Raw genomic sequence first — 18792 nt, 5'->3', positions numbered from 1 at the left:
ATGCATGGCAGCGGACGACCCCGAGATCTCCGTCAGACCGGAGGCCTTCCGGCTAGAGGAGCTAATGAGGCTCCTCGACGAGGGCAGGCTTCGGGTTCCACGGTTCCCCCGGCCGTTCGTCTGGCGCTCCCAGCAGATCCTTGAGCTGTTCGACAGCATCGAACGCGGCTATCCGATCGGCAGTCTGCTTTTCTGGGAGACCGAGGAGGTGTTCGACACCTTCGACACCATCGGCGATCTTCCGTTGCCGACGCCGCCCCCATGGGGCCGTCCGGTCTCCTACGTCCTTGACGGTCACCAGCGATTGGCGGCTCTGTACGGGACCTTGCGGCGCCCGGCCCCTGCCCTACGCTCGCCCAAGCAAGATGACTTCATGTGGTCCCCTTACCGGGTCTTGGGTGAGGCGAAGGGCATGCTGAGGTATCAGCTTTGGAAGAGCGCCAACCCGCCAAGTAACTACCTGCCTCTCCGCGCCATACTGCGCGCTCGCGATTTCCTGGCTTTCTCGAGGCAGCTCTTTAACGCCCCCCCCGAAGGGATGGACGCTGAAGAGCTGATCAGAGAGGCCGAGGTAGCAGCTCAGAGGATCAGGTCCTACCAGGTATCGGTCGTCCGGTTGGTCGGTGGGGACCTCTCCAATGCCGTGGAGGTGTTCACTCGGATCAACACCGCCGGCCAGGCGATGCGCCCCAGTGACATGTTGTCGGCACTGACCTACCGTGCTGGCAAACCCTCTCTCGCGGAGCACCTCGACACCGTCACAGAGCAGGTCGCGGCTACAGGATTTGGTGAGTTCTCCTCCGACGTGGTCTTCCGCGCATTGCTCGCCATTGCTGGCGAGGACAGGTCCCATGGGACTCGATGGGAAGCGCTGGCAACGCACGTACAAGGGGAACTCCGCGATTTCGTTGAAGCCACCCAGGAGGCGTTGATCCGTGCCGTGATCTTCCTGCGAGACGTGGTCGGGGTGCCGTTGGCGGGACTGATTCCGTACAACGACCAGTTGATGTTGCTTATTACGTTCTTCCATCACCGCCCGGATCCGGATTCGCGACAACTAAAGGAGTTGACGCGCTGGTTCTGGGTGACATCCTGGTCGGGATACTTCGCAGGCGCTGGTGCCACGCAGATAAACCGGGCGATCTCGGACATGAGAAGGCTCGCGAGGGGCGGAGGTGCGATTACTCCAAAGGGCGTCCAAGCTCGTCCGTTCCCGGATCGCTTCGATCTGCGAAGCGCGCGGGTTCGCGCCTTTATAATCTGGGACTTGCAGGAATTTTCCAACCGCCTGACAAGGGACGGGCTCAAGCTAAATGGCGTGGACATGCTCGCCCGTGGCGTCTCCTCGGCCTATCGAAGCATTGTCATGAAACGCAGTCGATATGCCACGCTGAGCCCTGCCAACCGGATCATTATAACGGCAGAACCCAGAGAGTTGGTCAAGGACATCCTACTCAACCTCCCCGACGGTCTCCGTGATTCCGTGCCCGCCAGTCACGGAATCCCGAGGAAGGCGATGGATCGGCTCGCGGCCGGGGACGATGAGGGGTTCATCGAGGTACGGCGGGACTTCCTCGCCCAGCGTGAACGGGCGTTCATGGCCCGGTTCGGGCTCGCCGCCATGCCCGGCGAGGGTGAGACCGACATCGACACCGAGTGAGGTCTCACATCGCTCGGGGGCATTGGGCTCGAGACTCGGTAGTCCCGAACTGGAGATCAGGCCGCGGCCGAACTCGTCCAGTGGGATGGCATCGCGAACCACGGGTTCCCCCGGGGCCATCCTGGTCGGCGACCGAGACAGCCGCTAGTTCCCCTGCGAACCAAGCCTCCACCGTGAACGACCCGTCGTCCTGTCCGGACTTGGTGTGCCGAAGCGCGTTCCCCCACCAGCTCCTCTACAGTGAGGACGGCAGGTGGTTACGCCGTGGGGCAGGGAAGCGTTAATTGCGGGAGATCAGAACTGACTTGATCTTCTCAGAACAGGTTCGTGTGGAACGGAAGATAGGTCTCTGAGCTGGGCGGAGGTACAAAAGGCCCGTGCCGCAGGGGCGGCAGATGGTGTTCACACCGAAGAGGTCACTGGTTCGATCCCAGTATCGCCCACCGGGTTTCAGCAGGTCAGAGAGGGTCTCGGAGATCATTCCGGGGCCATTTTTCGATCTTGTTGGCCGAGGGGAGCCAAACGGGGAGCCATCGTCACGCGGACTTGGCGGACTGTTCGCCGCTCGTGGCGGACGTGCTCGACCCGAAGATGGCGTTCATGGTCTCGGCGCCCTTGGTGATCACCGGCTTGAGCTGGTGCCGGTAGACCTGCTCGGTGACCGCCGTTCCTGCATGCCCGCAGAGGTCGGCGATCGTCTCGATGGGCACGCCCTTGTCACTCATGATCGATACGAACGAGTGACGGAGTTCCCGGGGAGTCCACTTCTCCCCGATCTTCGCCTTCTTGGTGGTGATGGTGCGGAACGAGCGCCGGATGTTGCCCGCGTCGAGGCGGGGTTCCGATCCTCGTGCAGAAGACCAGGCCGTGATCCTGCCACGCCTCGCCGGCCCTCTCCTTGTCCGCCTCTTCCTGGGTGTGGTGCGTCCGAAGAGCGACCGCCACCTGCCGGGGCAGTTCCAGCGTGCGGCGAGACTTCTTCGTCTTGGTGTCGCCGGTGGCTCGTACGGACCGCCAGATGTAGACGGCGAACTGCGGTGCGGGCCCGCGGCGGACACGTTGACCGCCTGGGCTTCTGCTGTCGACCTCGCCCAGCACCGGCAGGTCGCACTCTGGAGTGACGACCCCGTGCGCGTCGATCCGGACGGGGCGTTGCATCTCAAGCGCGGCCGGGGGAGGCCACCATCATCTGACCTCATGTCAAGACCGGCTCGCCTTGGCAACACGCGAGCACACAGGCTCCTCCGGCCGGGCGGAATCCCACGCCCGGCCGGAGGCAAGGGCTTGGGCCCATAGGAACCCGTCTACCGTTGGCGGCCGGACAGCCAGGCCTCGGGCGGGGGCGGGGGTGAAGTCGAGGTCGAAATCGTCGAGGGAGAGGTCGATACCGAGGGCGCGTTCCACGTCGAGGTCGGGGGCAAGGTCGAGGTCGACGGCGAGGTCGTGAGCTAGGGCGACAGTGAGGACGAGGGCGGGGACAAGATCGTCGGTGCTGCGGTTGAGTCCACCGATTCCGATGTGGCCCTTGAACGCCCCGTGCGCTTCAGGACGACGATCGCAGAATGTAGCGCTCGACGGCATTGGCGAAGCCTTCGTCCTCGTTGGACGTCGTGATCCGCCGGGCCGCTCGCTGGACCTCTCTGCTCGCGTTTCCCATCGCGATGCTGAGACCGGAGTGGGCGAACATGAGCACGTCGTTGGGCATATCACCGATGGTGGCGATCTCGGCGACGGGGATCGAGAACCGTTCGGCCAGGAATTGCGCCACCTGTCCTTTGTTCGCGTCGGGATGGGTGATGTCGAGGTAGTACGGCTGGGAACGGGCCGCCGAGACGTGGTCGCCGAACCGCGCGTGGGCGGCTTCGGAGGCCTTCGCGACCGTGTCGAGGTCGTCGCTCACGCCGACGATCTTGGCAACCTCGCGGGCGTGGGCGTAACTGTTCGTGGTGGTGGGCGCGAACTTGACGGTCCAGGCTTCCCGGTCGACGTGCGGCCCGTTCGGGTTCCGCACGTACCATTCGGTGCCCTGGTAGACCCAGACATCGAGATCGAACGACTCCAGCAGCGAGATCACCGGGGCGACCATTGTGTCCGGGATTACCTTCTGCCCGATTGCCGACATGTCGGGTTCCACGAACAGGCCGCCGTTGAACGCGGCGATCGGCGTACTGAGCCGGAGGGGTTCGATGAGCATGGACATGCCACGCGGCGGGCGGCCGCTGGTGATCGCGAATAGGATGCCGGCCTCGTGGAGCCTGTGGACGGCCTGGCACGCGCGGTCGGTGAGGATCTTGTCCGGTGTGACCAGAGTCCCGTCGACGTCGGCCAGGAGCAGGCGCGTTGCTTGGGTCATGACCCCCTCCTAGGGTGTCCCGTTCCCGGGATTCGGGGAGCTGAGAGCCGGTGAATGTAGAGCAGGAGAAGCGACTGGCCGCCGAGGCCGCGGCCGAACTCGTCGAAGACGGCATGATCGTCGGGCTGGGCACCGGGTCGACGGTCGGTTTCCTGTTGCCTGCCCTTGCGCGGCGGAGGTTGTCGATCAGTTGTGTTGCGACGTCGCCGCGCACCATGCGAGCGGCCTCGGGCCTGGGTCTTGATGTCAGGCCGTTCGACATCGTCGATCATCTCGACATGGCGATCGACGGCGCGGATCAGATCGCTCCGGACGGCTGGTTGGTCAAGGGTGGTGGAGGAGCGCACACCAGGGAGAAGATCGTTGCTGCGGCGGCAAGCCGGTTCGTGATGATCGGTGATTCGCGAAAACCCGTCGAGGTGATTCGTGCTCCGACCCCGCTTGAGCTGCTGGAGTTCGGCCTGTCGGCGACCCTGCGCAGGCTGGTGCCCGCCCTGGTGCGCGCGGCGCCGAAGAGCACGGATGGTGGGATCCTCGCCGACTTTCACGGTGACGTGGGTGAGCCGGCAAGGTTGTCCGAATGGCTGTCGGCGACACCGGGCGTCGTCGGGCACGGGCTGTTTCCCTCCGAGCTTGTCACGGAGGTGCTGATCGGCTGTGGTGATTCGATCGAGCGACGAACGGTGCGGCCGTGACAGGTCCTGGATCGGTCGCATCACGACCCCGCGGCGTCCTTGCCTGCGAGCACGTATGAGCGTGCCGCCTCCACCCGTCCGGCGGGGATCGCCGGATCACCGGCCAGTAGCTTGCGTAGTGGTGTTCGCTTGTTGGCTCCGGTGATGAGCCAGAGCAGCTCGTCGGCGCGGGCGAGGGCGGGATAGGTGAGCGTCATCCGCGGATGGCCCTGGTACGGCCGGGTGAGCGCGACCAGCCGATCGGCCACGGTGAGCACCGGGTCGCCGGGGACCAGGGAGGCGGTGTGACCGTCCGGGCCGAGGCCGAGATGGAGGAGATCGAATCTGGCCGGCAACAGCTCGGCGTACCGCCGTGCCGCGGCTTCCGGGTCGGCGTCGGTCACCGGCATGGGTACGACCTCGGCGGGTGCCGTGCCGAGGCTTTCTCGCAGGTGGGTCAGGTTTCGATCCGGATCGCCATCGGGTGCGACGCGCTCGTCGACCTGGAAGATGGTGATGTCCTGCCAGGGTAGGTCGCGGGTGGCGAGCGCGGCGAACATCTTGCATGGGGTGTGGCCGCCGCTGACGGCGAAGGTGAAGCGCCCATGGTCGGCGACCGCGGTGGTGGCGCGGTTCGCGACCTCGTCGGCGGCGCGGGTGGCCACAGAGTCCGGATCGTCGAGGATCTGCAGGTCGTGGCGCATCGCGGTCAGTCCCTCTTCTCGCGGGCGGAGCGAGCGTTGGTGAGGGTCTCCAGGGTGCCGAACGTCTTGGACGAGACGATGAACAACGTTTCGGCCGCCGACAGGTCACCATTCGCTTCAAGGAGATCGGTCGAGTCGATGTTGGACACGAACCGGAACCTCATGTCGAGCCTGCTGTAATGGATGAGCGAGCCGCCGGTGGGCATGCGAAGGGCAACGTGCAGTACGGGGCGGTGCTCAGAGGTGGTGATCGGCTCGCCGGAGAACATCATGTCCCGGCGCTGCTCCACCTCCGACTCGCGCGCAAGCCGGATCAGGAGGCGCAACGTCTCGTCGGTGATCCGGTTCTTGGAATAGTCGAGATAGAGCCCGGCGGCCTGCGCACACATGCGCTCGCCGCGCCCGGGATCGTCCGCGAACAGCTCACGCAGGTGGCGCCCCTCGATCTGCGCGTGATGCCGCTGGAGTATCTGCCAGGCCGGGAGGTCCCGCAGCGGGGTGGTGGGCATCGGCACAATCTCCTCCCGGTCGGTCAGACGAGTGAGGCGCTTTGGGTGGAAACACAGGTCATGAGATCGTTCCAGGCCGTCACGAACGCCTTCGCGTCGTCGCGTTGCAGCTTGTTCGCCAGGGCGGCGACATCGACGCCGGCTTCGGTGAAGCGGGCGAGGACCTCATCGGCATCACCGCCGTCGGCGGGCATCCCGGCGTCGACCTGACCGTGGTCGTAGAAGGCCTCCAGTGTGGTGTCGGAGGTCGGAGTCCATGAGCCGCCGGTACGCCGGAACGTTTTCAGGTCCTCAAGGGTGACCGCGGGCCGGCCGAGCACCTCGTAGTCGGAGTTCACGGCGCGAACGCCCGTCAGGTGCAGCAGCGACCACAGCAACGTCGATGCGTGCCCTTCCGACAGTACGAAACGGTCGCGATTGGGCCAGATCGGATCGGACGGGTCGAACCGCAAGAACCGCTGCCACAACATGTAGGCGACCGGCGCGATGTCCATCGGCGTACCCGGATGCCCCGACTCGGCCTGCTGGATCGCGTCCAGACACAGGCCACGGATGGTATTGATGGATAAAGCATCCATACTTCCCCTAACTAAAAGGCTACCAGCCACGAACATCGCCCCCGGCTGGTGGGCCCGGTGCCGGGCGCGGATCGGCCAGGAGCACCGGTGCCGGCCTCGCCGGCCGTCATCCGCCATGGCCAATCTCGAACGGCACGCTGCACGTCGAGAAGCCGCCGACCGGAGGCGCACGCTTCGTCCTGCGGATTTCGCTCGCGCCACCCCACTGCAACGCGGCCACGTCCGGAATGATCACGAACCTTCGTTCCGCTCCGTCGTGGGTATAAGGCCAGGTCAGTAGCGTCAAAGAGACCCTTATGGCAGCTATCGGAGATGCCGAACACCTGCGAGCCTGTCGCGTCTTGCAGTCGTCGTCGGCCGGGGCGTACCGGTCGGACTGTCGAGCGGAAGGGTGAATCGTCATGACATCAGAACTGTCCAGGGCCGTGGCACTGGTCACCGGCGGAACCAGCGGGATCGGCAGGGCCACGCGGTGGCCCTGGCCGGCCGCCGAGTACGGGCCACGCGGCGTACGCATCAACGCCGTCAGCCCCGGCCCGACCCGCACCGAGGGCACCGCGGCCATGGGTGAGATGCCCTGAACGAGCTGGCCGCGGCCGGACCGGCCGGACGGCCTGGCACCGCCGAGGAGATCGCCGAAGCGCGTTTCTGGCCTCAGACCGGGCCGGCTTCGTCCACGGCGCGATCATGCCGGTTCGACGGACGATCAGCACGCTGGAACGCGAGCTCGGCGTCGAACTGCTCGTCCGGACCTCCACCGGTGTGGCGATCACCGAGGCCGGGATGACCCTGCTCGGTGCTCACACAGAATGGCCGCCGTCCAGGGGGCCGCGATCCACGCTTCGGCGAGCGGCTGTCGGACAGGCTGCGCACGAGCCTCGGCGCGTGGGCGTGGAGCTACGGGTAAACACCAAGATCGTCGGCGTGGACGAGACGGGCGTAGACGTCGTCGCTGGCGACGGCACACGGTCCCGTGTCGAGGCCATGTCCAAGGTCTGGGCTGCGGGAGTGGCCGCATCCCCGCTCGGCGCCCAGCTGGCCGGCCAGCGCGGCACGCAAGTCGACCACGCAGGCCGGATCAAAGTCGAACCCGACTGCAGCCTGCCCGGTCACCCCGAAGTTTTCGTCGTCGGGGACATGATGTCCCTACAGAATCTCCCCGGCGTGGCTCAGGTCGCGATGCAGAGCGGGCGGCACGCGGCCGCTGAGATCCTGCGAAGGCTACAAGGGGAGCCGTCCAGGCGTCCGTTCTGTTACCGAGACAAGGGCAGCATGGCCACCGTCGCCAAGTTCCGGGCCGTGGCCTGCATTGGCCGGCTACGGCTTGCTGGGTTCCCGGCGTGGCTGATGTGGTTGTTGGTCCACCTCGTCTACCTCGTCGCTTCCATAGCCGACTCATGTCGCTGCTGGACTGGGCTGTCGCCTTTGGCGGCGGCGGCCGATCCGAACGGCCATCGCCGATGACGGAGAAGGAATCGCCCAAGCCGACCGTGAGCGCATCTTCCACCGCTTCTTCCGGCTGGACTCGGCCCGCAGCCGCGACTGCGGAGGCACCGGCCTCGACTTCGCCCACGCCCACAACGGCAACCTCCATGTCGAAGACTCAGCGTCGGGCGGGGCACGCTTCGTCCTCCGGATCCCCCTGGCCGAGAACCATGAAGGATCCCGGCCGCGTAGCCCCTGGCAACGGTAAACGCACCCAACCTGATGGAGCGGATCGAGCCCGCCCGCCGGCGAACCCAGGAGCGCCGTCCTCCCCTCAGGGCGGGCGACAAGCAGCCCACTCTGCGGCCGAGTCGATGGCGGAGTCGATCAATGTGACGGCGGAGGACAGCTCCGGAGGCTCCAGACCGACTACATCCACCGCATCGCCGACCTGCTCTGGACCTGAGCAGAAAGGCCGACCGCAACCACATGCCCTGGGCCAGGGCCGAGCGCGGTGGACCGGTACCCGGCCAGGCTCTGGGCTACCGGCACTCGGCGGCTTGCAGGGCGTCCGCGGCCGTCAGCAAGGAGGCTCCGAGGAGCACGACGTCCTTCACCAGGAACTGCCCCGCGAGGGACAGCTTCGGTTCCCCGCGTGTCTCTTGCCACGCCTCGGGTGTCGTAGCCAGGAAGCTGAGGGTGGTGGCGAACATGCCGACGGCGGCGAGGCTGCCGAGGGCTGACGCTCTCGGCGCAATCGGTTTTGCTCCGATCAGCGAGCCCAGAACGATTTCAGTGACGCCGATCAATCTAGCGACCTTCTTCTCTCCCAATCTGGCGATAAGCCGCGAGAGTGGGGGGCTTGAGGTTACGAGGGGACGAATATTTTCTACCTCGTAGTCTTCAAATTTTATTCGCCCGATCTCCAGAAGGTTGATCACAAGTCCATACCGAATGGTCGAAATCCCCACACTATGCACTATTTTTTCGATGCGGTGCATTTTCATGAAGTCCTCGCCTGACGCGTCGGTTATATCGCTCAGTGTAGGACTCGAAACGTCAGCCAACGCTGAGCATCAGGTCATGCTTCACCATCGGTGTCGAGGCCACCGCCGATCACTGCTACGCGGTGCACCGTGGCCGTGCGGGTCAGCACCCCGTCCATGTCGAAAAGGCACGCCCGTACCTGATCCGTCAACGCCAGCATCGGTTCCCCCCGTTCATGCGCAGGCCTTCGACCTTCCATACCTCGTTCGACGCCGGAGTCCTCATGTCTGTCACCCCGCACGCACCGTCAGGCGCAGCGGGAACTCACTGCTTCCACGGTGTGTGACGTGTGACGAGGGGGAAGCAAAGTACCGGTGAACGTCGAGCGAGAAAAGCAGGCGGCGGCCCAGGCTGCCGCCGAATTCACGGAAGACGGCATGGCCGTCGGCCTCGGCACCGGGTCCACCGTCGCGGAAGCGGTCGTGGTCGGCCACGGCCGCCCGCGCGCACCGCGCGACAAGCTCGGCCCCTCGGGCGCCGACGGCCTGCGGGCTCGTCAGGGCTTCGAGTAGGTGGCGCATCACGGTTTCCCCCGTCATCCGCGTTTCTCGGCGTGGCCGCCGAACGCGCTGCGCATCGCGGACAGGGCCGCGTCGGTGAAGTGTCCGAGCCCGCGCGACTCGAATCGTTCGATGAGCGCCGATGTGATGACCGGGGCGGGCACGCTCTCGTCGATCGCCGCATCCACGGTCCAGCGGCCTTCGCCGGAGTCGGAGACTCGTCCCTCGAAGCCGTCGAGCTGCGGTGACCGGGCGAGCGCGTCGGCGATCAGGTCGACGAGCCATGACCCGATGACCGAGCCGCGCCGCCAGACCTCGGAGACCTCGGCGACGTCGATGTCGTACTGATAGGCCTCTGGGTTCCGAAGAGGGGCGGTCTCCGCGTCGGTCGCGCGGCCCTTCTTGCCCACGTTGGCGTGCCGGATGATGGACAGCCCCTCCGCGATCGCGCCCATCATGCCGTACTCGATGCCGTTGTGGATCATCTTCACGAAGTGGCCGGCGCCGCTGGGTCCGCAGTGCAGGTAGCCGTCGGGTGCGGTCCCGTTCCGCGTTCTGCTGGGTGTGGGTTCGGCGCTGCCCGTACCGGGTGCGATGGTGTGGAATATCGGGTCCAGTCGCCGTACGGCCGCGTCGTCGCCGCCGATCATGAGGCAGTAGCCGCGTTCGAGGCCCCAGACCCCGCCAGAGGTCCCGCAGTCCACGTAATGGAGCTGCCGTGCGGCGAGCCGCTTCGCGCGGGCGATGTCGTCCCGGTAGAAGGAGTTGCCGCCGTCGATCACGATGTCGTCCGATTCGAGCAGGCCAGCCAGCTCGTCGAGCGTCGGCCCCACGACTGCGGCGGGCAGCATGAGCCAGACGGCACGCGGGTTTTCGAGCTTCGCCACGAAGTCCTCAAGCGAGGTCGCGCCGACCGCGCCCTCGCCCGCGAGCTCCCGCACGGCGTCCGCGTCGAGGTCGTAGACCACGCACCGGTGGCCGTCCCGCATCAGCCGTCGGACGAGGTTGGCACCCATTCTCCCGAGCCCCACCATGCCGAGCTGCATTGGTCTGTCGGTCGTCATCGAATCCCCCTAGATCTTCTTCAGCCTCCGGTAGCGGCGGATGAGAACGTTGGTCGACGAGTCGTGGGCGAGCTTGGGTTCGGCATCGGCCTCCAGCTCGGGCGCGATCCGTCCCGCGAGCACCTTGCCGAGCTCGACGCCCCATTGGTCGAAGGAGTCGATCCCCCAGATCGTCCCCTGGGTGAACACGCTGTGCTCGTAGAGCGCCACGAGAGTGCCGAGCCGGTGTGGGGTGAGGATCTCGGCGAGCAGCACGTTGGTGGGACGGTTACCCTGCATGACCCGATGCGGTACGACGTCCTGCGCGGTGCCCTCGGCCCGCACCTCTTCCTCGGTCCGGCCGAAGGCCAGTGCCTGCGCCTGCGCGAAGACGTTGGCCGACAACAGGTCATGATGATTGCGCAACGGGTTGAGGCTCTTACCGAAACCGATCAGGTCGAGCGGGATCAGCCGGGTGCCCTGGTGGATCAGCTGGTAGAAGCTGTGCTGACCGTTCGTGCCCGGCTCACCCCAGTAGACCGGGCCGGTGTCGTAGTCGACGACACGGCCATCGCGGCTCACATGCTTGCCGTTCGATTCCATCGTGAGCTGTTGCAGGTAGGCGGGGAACCGCGTCAGATACCGCTCGTACGGCATGACGCCGATGGTCTGCACCCCGAAGAAGTTCACGTACCACACGGCGAGCAGCCCCATCAGGACCGGCAGGTTCGCATCGAGCGGGGCCGTACGGAAGTGTTCGTCCATCTCATGAAAGCCCCCGAGCATCTCACCGAAATGCTCGGGGCCGATAGCGATCATCGTCGACAGCCCGATGGCGGAGTCCATCGAGTAACGACCGCCGACCCAGTCCCAGAAGCCGAACATGTTCGCGGGGTCGATACCGAACTCCGCGACGCGCTCCGCGTCGGTCGAGACCGCGACGAAGTGCCGGGAGATCGCCTTCTCGGTGCCCAGCTGGCCGATCACCCAGTCGCGCGCCGAATGGGCGTTGGTCAGGGTCTCCAGCGTGCCGAACGTTTTGGAGCAGATGATGAACAACGTCTCGTCGGCGAACAGGTCGTGGGTCGCCTCGACGAAATCGGCGGAGTCGACGTTCGAGACGAACCGGAACCTCAGATCGCGCCGGCTGTAGTGGCGCAGTGCCTCGTAGGCCATGACCGGCCCGAGATCAGACCCGCCGATTCCCACGTTGACGATGTTCTTGATCGGCTTGCCGGTGTATCCCTTCCACTGCCCGGAGCGAACATGCCGGGCAAGGACCGCCATCCGGGCGAGGACGTCATGGACCTCCGCGACCACGTCGACGCCGTCGACGACGAGTGAACTGCCTTCCGGCATCCGCAGCGCGACGTGCAGTACCGACCGGTACTCGGAGGTGTTGATCGGCTCGCCCCGGAACATCATGTCCCTGCGCTGCTCAAGCGCCGATTCCCGGGCGAGCTCGATCAACAGGCGCAGCGTCTCGCTGGTGATGCGGTTCTTCGAGTAGTCCAGGTACAGTCCGGTGGCCTCGGCGCACATGCGCTTGCCGCGCCCTGGATCCTCGGCGAACAACTCGCGCAGGTGCCGCCCCCCGATCTCGGCGCGGTGCTGCTCAAGCGCCTTCCACGAAGCTCGGTCACGGAGCGGGATGGTCGGCATCGTTTCCTCCGATCATTGGCGGGACGGTGAGCGGCCGGTCAGGTGAGTGAGGTGCGCTGCGCGGAGATCCTCCCTACCAGGTCGTTCCAGGCGGTGGTGAAGGACTCCGCGCCTTGCCGCTGGAGTCGCTCGGCGAGCGCCGTCAGGTCGACGCCGGCGTCGGTGAACCGGCGCAGGATCGCGTCGCAGCCGCCGCCGTCGGCGGGCATGGGATCGCTCACCTCGCCGTGGTCGTAGAACGCCTCGAGCGTCGAATCGGGCATCGTGTTGATGGTGAAGGGCGCCGCGAGCCCATGCACGTAGAGGGTGTCGGACGCTTTGGGGTCCTTGGTCTGCGTGCTGGCCCACAGCAGCCGCTGCACCCGCGCGCCGGCGTTCTCCAGTCGCTGCATCCGGTCGGAGTCCATGAGCTGCCGGTACGCCCGGTAGGTGTCGAGCCCGACGGCGAGCCCGAGCCGATCCTTGAGCCGTTCGGGCACCGTGCCGGCGACCGCCTTGTCCCACCGCGACATGAACACCGATGCCACCGAGCCCACGGCCGGGTCCAGTCCCTGATCGACCCGGCGCTGCACGCCGGTGAGGTAGGCGTCCGCGGCAGCCCGGTAGTGGTCGGCGGAGAACAACAGCGTCACGTTGACCGGGACACCGCAGGCCACGCACTCGGTGACCGCCGGCAGACCTTCGGCGGTGCCAGGGATCTTGATGAACAGATTGCGCCGCGCAGCCCAGCGGTGCAACGCCTTCGCCGCCTCGACGGTGGCGGCGGTGTCGTAGGCCAGCAGCGGCGACACCTCCAGCGATACCCACCCATCGACGCCGTCGGTGCGCTCGTGAACGGGCAGGAACTCATCGGCGGCCCGCTGGACGTCCTCGATGGCCAGCTCGAAGAACAGGCCCTCACCAGAGAGACCCGCGCCGGCCTTGGCGCGGATGGCGTCGTCGTAGTAGCCGGACTCGATGGCCTTATCGAAGATCGACGGGTTGGAGGTGAGTCCGGTCACCGCGTAGTTGTCGATGTAGTGCTGGATCTGTCCGGAGTCGAGGATCGCCCGCGTGATGTTGTCGAGCCAAAGGCTCTGTCCGCGTTCGTGCAGGGCCTGGGTCGCTTTCACGCCTTCCCCCTTCCGGCGGCCACGCTTTCGCGGGCGACCTGCGATACGCGTTCGGGGGTGAACCCGAACTTGGTGAGCAGTTGTTTGAGCGGTGCGGAGGCGCCGAAGGTGTGCATCCCGACGACCGCGCCGCCGTCACCGACGTAGCGATCCCAGCCGAACGTCGAGCCCTGTTCGATCGCGACCCGGGCCGTCACCTCTGGCGGGATCACCTGGTCGCGGTACTCCTTGGGCTGGCGGTCGAACAGTTCCCAGCACGGCATGCTCACCACCCGGGCGCCGATGCCCCCTGCGGACAGTTCGTCGCGGGCGGCGAGTGCGAGCGCCACCTCCGAGCCGGTGGCCAGCAGGATCACGTCCGGGGTGCCTGAGGGGGCCTCCGCCAGCACGTAGGCGCCTTTTGCGACTCCGGACGCGGCGCCGAGCGTGGACCGGTCGAACGTGGGGAGGGCTTGCCGGGACAGGACCAGCGCTGCGGGTTCCCGGTGGAGTGCGGCCACCACACGCCAGGTCTCGACGACCTCGTTCGCGTCCGCGGGCCGGAATACCAGTAGGCCGGGCATCGCGCGCAGCGATGCGAGTTGTTCGACGGGCTGGTGGGTCGGGCCGTCCTGCCCGACACCGATGGAATCGTGGGTGAAGATGTGCAGGACCGGGATCTCCATCAGCGCGGACAGGCGGATCGCGCCGCGCGCGTAGTCCGAGAAGATCAAGAACCCGGACCAGAACGGCCGGAGCTTGGTGAGCGCCATGCCGTTGGCGATCGCGGCCGCCGTGTGCTCCCGCACACCGAAATGGAGATTACGTCCTGAGTGGTCGCCGGACTGGAAGTCCCCTGCGCCGTCGAAGACGAGGCGTGTCTTCGTCGACGGCGTGAGGTCGGCCGAGCCGCCCAGCAACCAGGGCACCGCCTGGGCCAGGGCGTTCAGCACGCGCCCGGAGGAGTCACGGGTGGCGATGCCCTTGGAGTCCGGTGGGAAGGTGGGCAACGCCGCCTCCCAGTCGTCCGGGAGTTCCCGGCGCTGGATGCGTTCGAGCTCGTCGGCGGCCTGCGGATAGGCATCCCCGTACGCCTTGAGGAGGCCCTCCCACGCGGCCCTGGCTCTGTCGCCACGTGCGCCGATGCCTTCGGTGAACCACTCGTAGACCTGCGGTGGAACGAAGAAGTCGGCATCCTCCGGTAGCCCGAAGAAGCGCTTGGCCGCACGGACGCCGTCGGGACCCAGCGGCGTTCCGTGTGCCTCCGGCGTGTTCTCCACCGGCGAGCCGTATCCGATATGGCTGTGCACCACCACGAGAGTGGGCCGCTCGTTCTCGGCCTTGAACGTGTGCAGCGCCCGGCTCACCCCATCGAGGTCGTTCGCGTCGGCCACAGTCGTCACGTTCCAGCCGTAGGCGAGGAAGCGCGCCGCAACGTCCTCAGTGAAGGTGATCCCGGTACGGCCCTCGATCGTCACCCGGTTCGAGTCGTAGATCCAGCACAGTTTGGACAATCCCAAGTGGCCTGCGAGCGAGGCCGCCTCGGAGGAGATGCCCTCCATCATGCAACCGTCCCCGGCCAGGGCGTACACGTCGAAATCGAACAGGGGGAAACCGTCGCGGTTGTAGCGGGCGGCGAGCCACCGGCCCGCGATCGCCATGCCCACCGAGGTCGCCACACCCTGGCCGAGTGGACCGGTCGTCGCCTCGACACCGCTCGTCAGGCGGTATTCGGGATGGCCAGGACAATGCGAATCGAGCCGGCGAAACGACCTCAGGTCATCGAGCGTGACCGCACGGCGGCCGAGGATCTCATAGTCCGGATCAACGGCATGCACCCCGGTCAGATGAAACAGCGACCACAGCAGGGCCGAGGCGTGACCCTCCGAGAGCACGAACCGGTCGCGGTTCGGCCAGATCGGATCGGCGGGATCGAATCTCAGGAAGCGCTGCCACAACATGTAGGCGACCGGAGCTATGTCCAGCGGGGTGCCGGGGTGCCCGGAGTCCGCGAACTGGATCGCGTCCATGCACAGGCCGCGGATCGTGTTGATGGAAAGCATGTCGAAATCGGTCATGATCTGCAGGACTCCCTCGATGCCGGAACCCGACGGTCCGCAGTGGAGGTGCCGGTCCGAACTCGGAGATCGCGAGCTGGCGCGCATGCTCTGCGATGGCAGCATTGACGTATTCAACATCAGGCTTCATCGCCGCGGCCGCGCCGCCAAGAGTCGGGCGACCGCGAACCCAGGGACCAAAGGCCGTTTAATCCTTCCCTCAAGTGGGAACACGATGGTCTCGGGCCAGCGGATTGATCACGGTCACGTACGCACCTGTGTGGGGATCCAGCGGCCGTCGTCGGTGAGCCGGTCGGCGTGGGACGGCCCCCAGCCGCCGCGCTCGTACGGCTCTGGTGGCGTCCTGGAGTCCAGAATGGGATCGACGATGCGCCATTCCTCCTCCACGGTGTCCTTGCGAGCGAAGTGGCGGGGGTCGCCGGAGATCGCGTCGGTGAAGATTCGTTCGTAAGGGCTCTCCGCTTGACCCGGCTCCCCCGCGAAGTCGATCGACACCGCCACCTCGCGGATCGCGTCGACCTCGCCGTGATCCTTGGCGAGCAGTTCGAAGGTGACCCCGGGATCGGGTTCCAGCCGGAACCGGACGATGTTGGATCGCGGGCGGCCTGCGTCTGCGGACAGGAACAGCATGCGGGGCGGCCTGCGGAGCCGGACCGCGATCTCGGTGCTGGTGACCGCGAGTGCCTTACCGGTCCTGATCAGGAAAGGGACGTCGGACCAGCGCCAGTTGTCGATCCACAACCGCACCGCGGCGTAGGTCTCGGTGCTCGACCCGGCGGCCACACCCGGCGTGTCGAGATAACCGGCGTACTGGCCCCGGACCAGGTCATCGGGGTCGATCGCCCGTATCGCGCACATCAGCCGACGTTTCTCATCGCGTTCGATCTCGGCGCCGGCGTCGGCCGGAGGATCCATGGTCAGATACGCCAGGACCTGCAGCAGATGGTTCTGCACGACATCGCGGACGGCCCCCACCGCGTCGTAGAACGCCCCCCGATCGGCGACATCGAACGCCTCGGCCATCGTGATCTCTACGGCAGCGACATGGTCGCGGTTCCAGATGGGCTCCAGCAGGCTGTTGGCGAAGCGGAACATCACGAGGTTCTGAACCGACTCCTTCTCGAGGAAATGGTCGACACGCAGTAACCGCTCCTCGGAGAAGTGCCGGTGCAGTTCCGTGGTGAGCCGCTGCGCGGACGCGAGGTCGTGGCCGAACGGCTTCTCCACCACCAACCGGCCCCGGGTATTCAGCCCCGCGACGCCCAGCCCTGCGGCTATCGGCGCGAACAGTACGGGTGGCACGGCCAGGTAGTGGACGGCGAATGCATCGTCGGCGATATGCCTCGCGAGTTCGGTGTAGATCGCAGGTTCGGTCATATCGCCGGTGACCGGCACCAGCCTGTCGGTCAGCGCACCGAACACGTCCTCATCGACCCGCCCGAAAGCTGCCGTGACGCTATCGTGGGCGTGTCTCCGCAGCGTGGCGACGTCCAGGTCGCCGCGATCCACGCCGATGACCGGTATGTTGAGTACGCCGCGGGCGACGAGTTGATACAAGGCCGGAATGATCATCTTCTTGGCGAGATCCCCGGCGATGCCGTACAGCACCAGGACCTGCCCATGCGGTACGTCCATGATCCCCCGCTCAGTCCCTGGACGCCTGTTGCGCGTCTTACGTGTCGGTGGCGTCGTCTCGAGCCCGGTACGCCTGACGGCCGACTGGCTAGGAATTCCCCGAAAAGCCACGAACTGGCAGGTCGGCCTAACCCATCCATACCCACGACCTGGTCCGCCACATCACAATGAACTCCGACCTCATCGGGATCCTTCGTGGTGATCGGCGGCGATCGGCGGCGGCCCGACCGGTTTGGAGATCGCCGATCAGATCGCCGAGCTGACCCGCATGGCCACGCCGACGGCCCAGGACGTTCGCCTCCCCTGGTAACTCGGCAAGGCTTCTGTCTCACTAGGCTGACAGAAAGAATCCGGCGGCCAGGACAGGGCAGAGGTACTCCGGTGATTCCCGAACTTGACGCCGACAGCTTGACCATATAGCGGCTCGGACACGGTGATGAGGCCGCTCTCGAAGGGATCACGAGGCCCGCCGCCCGGCCGGTTGAAGGAACACGGCTTGCAGGGGGCTGCTATGCCGGAGGTGTCATTCGTCAATTTGTTCGCCGTCGCGTTGATCGCGTTGCTGTCGCCGCTGCTGCTCGGCCTGGTCCCCGGCTTGCGGATTCCGGCGATCGTGGTGGAGATCGTGGCGGGTGCCGTCTTGGGACCGGCGGGGCTGGGTCTGATCCGCGTTGATCTTCCGGTACGGGTCATGTCCTTGATCGGCCTGGCGTTCCTGCTGTTCCTGGCCGGGTTGGAAATCGATGTTCACAGTCTGCGGGGGCGCCGGCTCGTTCTCGCGCTGGGCGGCTATGGGATCTCTCTTGTCCTTGCCGTGCTCGGGGGCCTGTCTTTTTACTGGCTGGATTGGGTGCGCAGCCCGCTCCTGCTCGCTGTCCTGCTTTCGGCAACCTCTTTGGGTTTGGTGGTGCCGATCCTGGAGGATGCCGGGCAAATCGAGGGTGAGTTGGGGCAGAACACGGTCGCGGCGGCCTCGGTGGCCGATTTCGGCGCGGTCGTGTTGCTGTCCTTGCTCTTCTCCACCTCGGGCGGTAGCACTGGTGGACGGATCGTGCTGCTATTCGCCTTCGCCGTGCTGGTCGCCGTCACGGCAGGCGCTGTGCTGCTGGCTGATCGGTGGATGCGGCTCCGTAGGGAAGTACGGCGGCTGCAGGACACCACGGCGGAGATCCGTGTGCGGGCGGCGGTCGTGCTGTTGATGGCTTTCGCCGCTCTCGCCGAGCGGTTCGGTCTGGAGACCATTCTGGGTGCGTTCATGGCCGGCGCGGTCGTCGGTCTCGTGGACCGCGACACCTCTACTCATCCGCGGTTTCGCGCGAAGCTCGAGGGGATCGGGTACGGCTTCGTGGTCCCGGTCTTCTTCGTTGTCAGCGGGTTGCGCCTTGATCTGAGAGGGTTGTTTCATGAGCCGTCGGCGTTGTTGCGCGTGCCGTTGTTCCTGCTCGCACTCCTCATTGTGCGGGGTGTCCCGGCACTTCTGTACAAGCGCTCGTTTGGCCGCCGGGCGTCATTGGCGGTAGGGCTATTGCAGGCCACGTCTCTGCCGTTCATTGTCGCGGCGTCGCAGATCGGCGTCGTCATCGGTTTGATGACCCGGGTCACGGCCGCGGCGCTGATCTGTGCGGGCCTGTTGTCCGTCCTGCTGTTCCCGACTAGTGCGCTGGCGCTGTTGCGGGATCGTGCGCGCCCGCCGGCCGAACCGCCACCGTAGCCCCGGTCCGCGAGGACGGGTGGGGCGATGTGAGGCGGGCCGGCGAACCGGTGAGTGGTCACCCCCCGTGGTCGGTTCGGCGATCTCCATGTACACCTTGATGGCTCCGGGTCCGCCGAGCG

20 protein-coding genes are annotated in these 18792 nt (G+C 66.2%); 7 read left to right on the top strand and 13 right to left on the bottom strand.

Annotated elements, in window-relative coordinates:
• The first annotated feature begins 4 nt into the window (after positions 1-4).
• A complete protein-coding gene (locus tag ACRYCC_RS42950; RefSeq protein ID WP_433819963.1) occupies positions 5-1660 on the top strand; it encodes a DUF262 domain-containing protein in 1656 nt (551 codons plus the stop codon).
• Between the two features lie 536 nt (positions 1661-2196).
• On the opposite strand, the gene ACRYCC_RS42945 is transcribed toward ACRYCC_RS42950, so the two are convergent.
• Together ACRYCC_RS42945 and ACRYCC_RS42940 are read right to left on the bottom strand one after the other, a co-directional pair.
• A complete protein-coding gene (locus ACRYCC_RS42945) occupies positions 2197-2859 on the bottom strand; it encodes a tyrosine-type recombinase/integrase (protein WP_433819962.1) in 663 nt (220 codons plus the stop codon).
• 344 nt (positions 2860-3203) lie between these two features.
• A complete protein-coding gene (locus tag ACRYCC_RS42940) occupies positions 3204-4013 on the bottom strand; it encodes a Cof-type HAD-IIB family hydrolase (protein ID WP_433819961.1) in 810 nt (269 codons plus the stop codon).
• A 50-nt stretch (positions 4014-4063) separates the two neighbouring features.
• On the opposite strand from ACRYCC_RS42940, the gene rpiA reads away from it, so the two are divergent.
• On the top strand, positions 4064-4708 hold the full coding sequence (gene rpiA / locus ACRYCC_RS42935) for a ribose 5-phosphate isomerase A (RefSeq protein ID WP_433819959.1): 645 nt from the start codon (positions 4064-4066) through the stop codon (positions 4706-4708).
• A gap of 20 nt (positions 4709-4728) precedes the next feature.
• On the opposite strand, the gene pgl is transcribed toward rpiA, so the two are convergent.
• The 3 genes from pgl to ACRYCC_RS42920 are packed head-to-tail and all read right to left on the bottom strand — an operon-like array spanning position 4729 to position 6478.
• Positions 4729-5391, bottom strand: a complete 663-nt coding sequence (pgl, locus tag ACRYCC_RS42930) for a 6-phosphogluconolactonase (protein WP_433819957.1) — start codon at positions 5389-5391, stop codon at positions 4729-4731.
• Positions 5392-5396: 5 nt separating this feature from the next.
• The gene (locus ACRYCC_RS42925; protein ID WP_433819956.1) at positions 5397-5900 is read right to left on the bottom strand and encodes a phosphoglucose isomerase-related protein; all 504 of its coding nucleotides are present in this window, start codon (positions 5898-5900) and stop codon (positions 5397-5399) included.
• A 23-nt stretch (positions 5901-5923) separates the two neighbouring features.
• A complete protein-coding gene (locus ACRYCC_RS42920) occupies positions 5924-6478 on the bottom strand; it encodes a thiamine pyrophosphate-binding protein (protein ID WP_433819955.1) in 555 nt (184 codons plus the stop codon).
• 401 nt (positions 6479-6879) lie between these two features.
• Between ACRYCC_RS42920 and ACRYCC_RS42915 the strand changes: the two genes are divergently transcribed.
• A complete protein-coding gene (locus ACRYCC_RS42915) occupies positions 6880-7059 on the top strand; it encodes an SDR family oxidoreductase (RefSeq protein ID WP_433819954.1) in 180 nt (59 codons plus the stop codon).
• Positions 7060-7132: 73 nt separating this feature from the next.
• On the opposite strand, the gene ACRYCC_RS42910 is transcribed toward ACRYCC_RS42915, so the two are convergent.
• The gene (locus ACRYCC_RS42910) at positions 7133-7282 is read right to left on the bottom strand and encodes a hypothetical protein (RefSeq protein ID WP_433819988.1); all 150 of its coding nucleotides are present in this window, start codon (positions 7280-7282) and stop codon (positions 7133-7135) included.
• Here ACRYCC_RS42910 and ACRYCC_RS42905 point away from each other — a divergent pair.
• Both ACRYCC_RS42905 and ACRYCC_RS42900 read left to right on the top strand, forming a co-directional pair.
• Positions 7262-7942 (top strand): NAD(P)/FAD-dependent oxidoreductase, encoded by a 681-nt coding sequence (locus tag ACRYCC_RS42905; RefSeq protein ID WP_433819987.1) that lies wholly within the window; start codon positions 7262-7264, stop codon positions 7940-7942. The genes ACRYCC_RS42910 and ACRYCC_RS42905 overlap by 21 nt on opposite strands.
• Positions 7890-8171: an ATP-binding protein gene (locus tag ACRYCC_RS42900; protein WP_433819986.1), complete on the top strand. Its 282-nt coding sequence runs from the start codon at positions 7890-7892 to the stop codon at positions 8169-8171. The genes ACRYCC_RS42905 and ACRYCC_RS42900 overlap by 53 nt, the downstream gene beginning before the upstream one ends.
• A 274-nt stretch (positions 8172-8445) precedes the next feature.
• Here ACRYCC_RS42900 and ACRYCC_RS42895 read toward each other — a convergent pair whose 3' ends face one another.
• Positions 8446-8910, bottom strand: coding sequence for a YkgB family protein (locus tag ACRYCC_RS42895; RefSeq protein ID WP_433819953.1), 465 nt, complete (start codon positions 8908-8910; stop codon positions 8446-8448).
• Positions 8911-8984: 74 nt separating this feature from the next.
• Positions 8985-9110: a hypothetical protein gene (locus ACRYCC_RS42890; protein WP_433819952.1), complete on the bottom strand. Its 126-nt coding sequence runs from the start codon at positions 9108-9110 to the stop codon at positions 8985-8987.
• 154 nt (positions 9111-9264) lie between these two features.
• Here ACRYCC_RS42890 and ACRYCC_RS42885 point away from each other — a divergent pair, with 154 nt between their 5' ends.
• Complete coding sequence (locus ACRYCC_RS42885) at positions 9265-9462, top strand: hypothetical protein (RefSeq protein ID WP_433819951.1); 198 nt, start codon at positions 9265-9267, stop codon at positions 9460-9462.
• 23 nt (positions 9463-9485) lie between these two features.
• Here ACRYCC_RS42885 and gnd read toward each other — a convergent pair whose 3' ends face one another.
• From gnd to zwf, 5 genes are all read right to left on the bottom strand, one after another.
• Positions 9486-10514, bottom strand: coding sequence for a phosphogluconate dehydrogenase (NAD(+)-dependent, decarboxylating) (gene gnd, locus ACRYCC_RS42880; protein ID WP_433819950.1), 1029 nt, complete (start codon positions 10512-10514; stop codon positions 9486-9488).
• Between the two features lie 9 nt (positions 10515-10523).
• Positions 10524-12155, bottom strand: coding sequence for a glucose-6-phosphate isomerase (gene pgi, locus ACRYCC_RS42875; RefSeq protein ID WP_433819949.1), 1632 nt, complete (start codon positions 12153-12155; stop codon positions 10524-10526).
• A 38-nt stretch (positions 12156-12193) separates the two neighbouring features.
• Positions 12194-13267, bottom strand: a complete 1074-nt coding sequence (tal, locus tag ACRYCC_RS42870; protein ID WP_433819948.1) for a transaldolase — start codon at positions 13265-13267, stop codon at positions 12194-12196.
• Entirely contained in the window at positions 13264-15324 is a 2061-nt protein-coding gene (tkt, locus tag ACRYCC_RS42865) for a transketolase (RefSeq protein ID WP_433819947.1), read from the bottom strand. The genes tal and tkt overlap by 4 nt, the downstream gene beginning before the upstream one ends.
• Positions 15325-15567: 243 nt before the next feature.
• On the bottom strand, positions 15568-16959 hold the full coding sequence (zwf, locus tag ACRYCC_RS42860) for a glucose-6-phosphate dehydrogenase (protein WP_433819946.1): 1392 nt from the start codon (positions 16957-16959) through the stop codon (positions 15568-15570).
• Between the two features lie 511 nt (positions 16960-17470).
• On the opposite strand from zwf, the gene ACRYCC_RS42855 reads away from it, so the two are divergent.
• Positions 17471-18670 carry a cation:proton antiporter gene (locus ACRYCC_RS42855; RefSeq protein WP_433819945.1) on the top strand — a complete coding sequence of 400 codons (1200 nt, stop codon included), beginning with the start codon at positions 17471-17473 and terminating at the stop codon, positions 18668-18670.
• Positions 18671-18792 lie beyond the last annotated feature (122 nt).

The sequence above is a fragment of the Actinomadura scrupuli genome, assembly GCF_050971785.1.
GTDB classification, from domain to species: domain Bacteria; phylum Actinomycetota; class Actinomycetes; order Streptosporangiales; family Streptosporangiaceae; genus Actinomadura_E; species Actinomadura_E scrupuli.
Note: the sequence above shows the minus strand (reverse complement) of the source record. Positions and strands in the feature narration are given on the sequence as shown.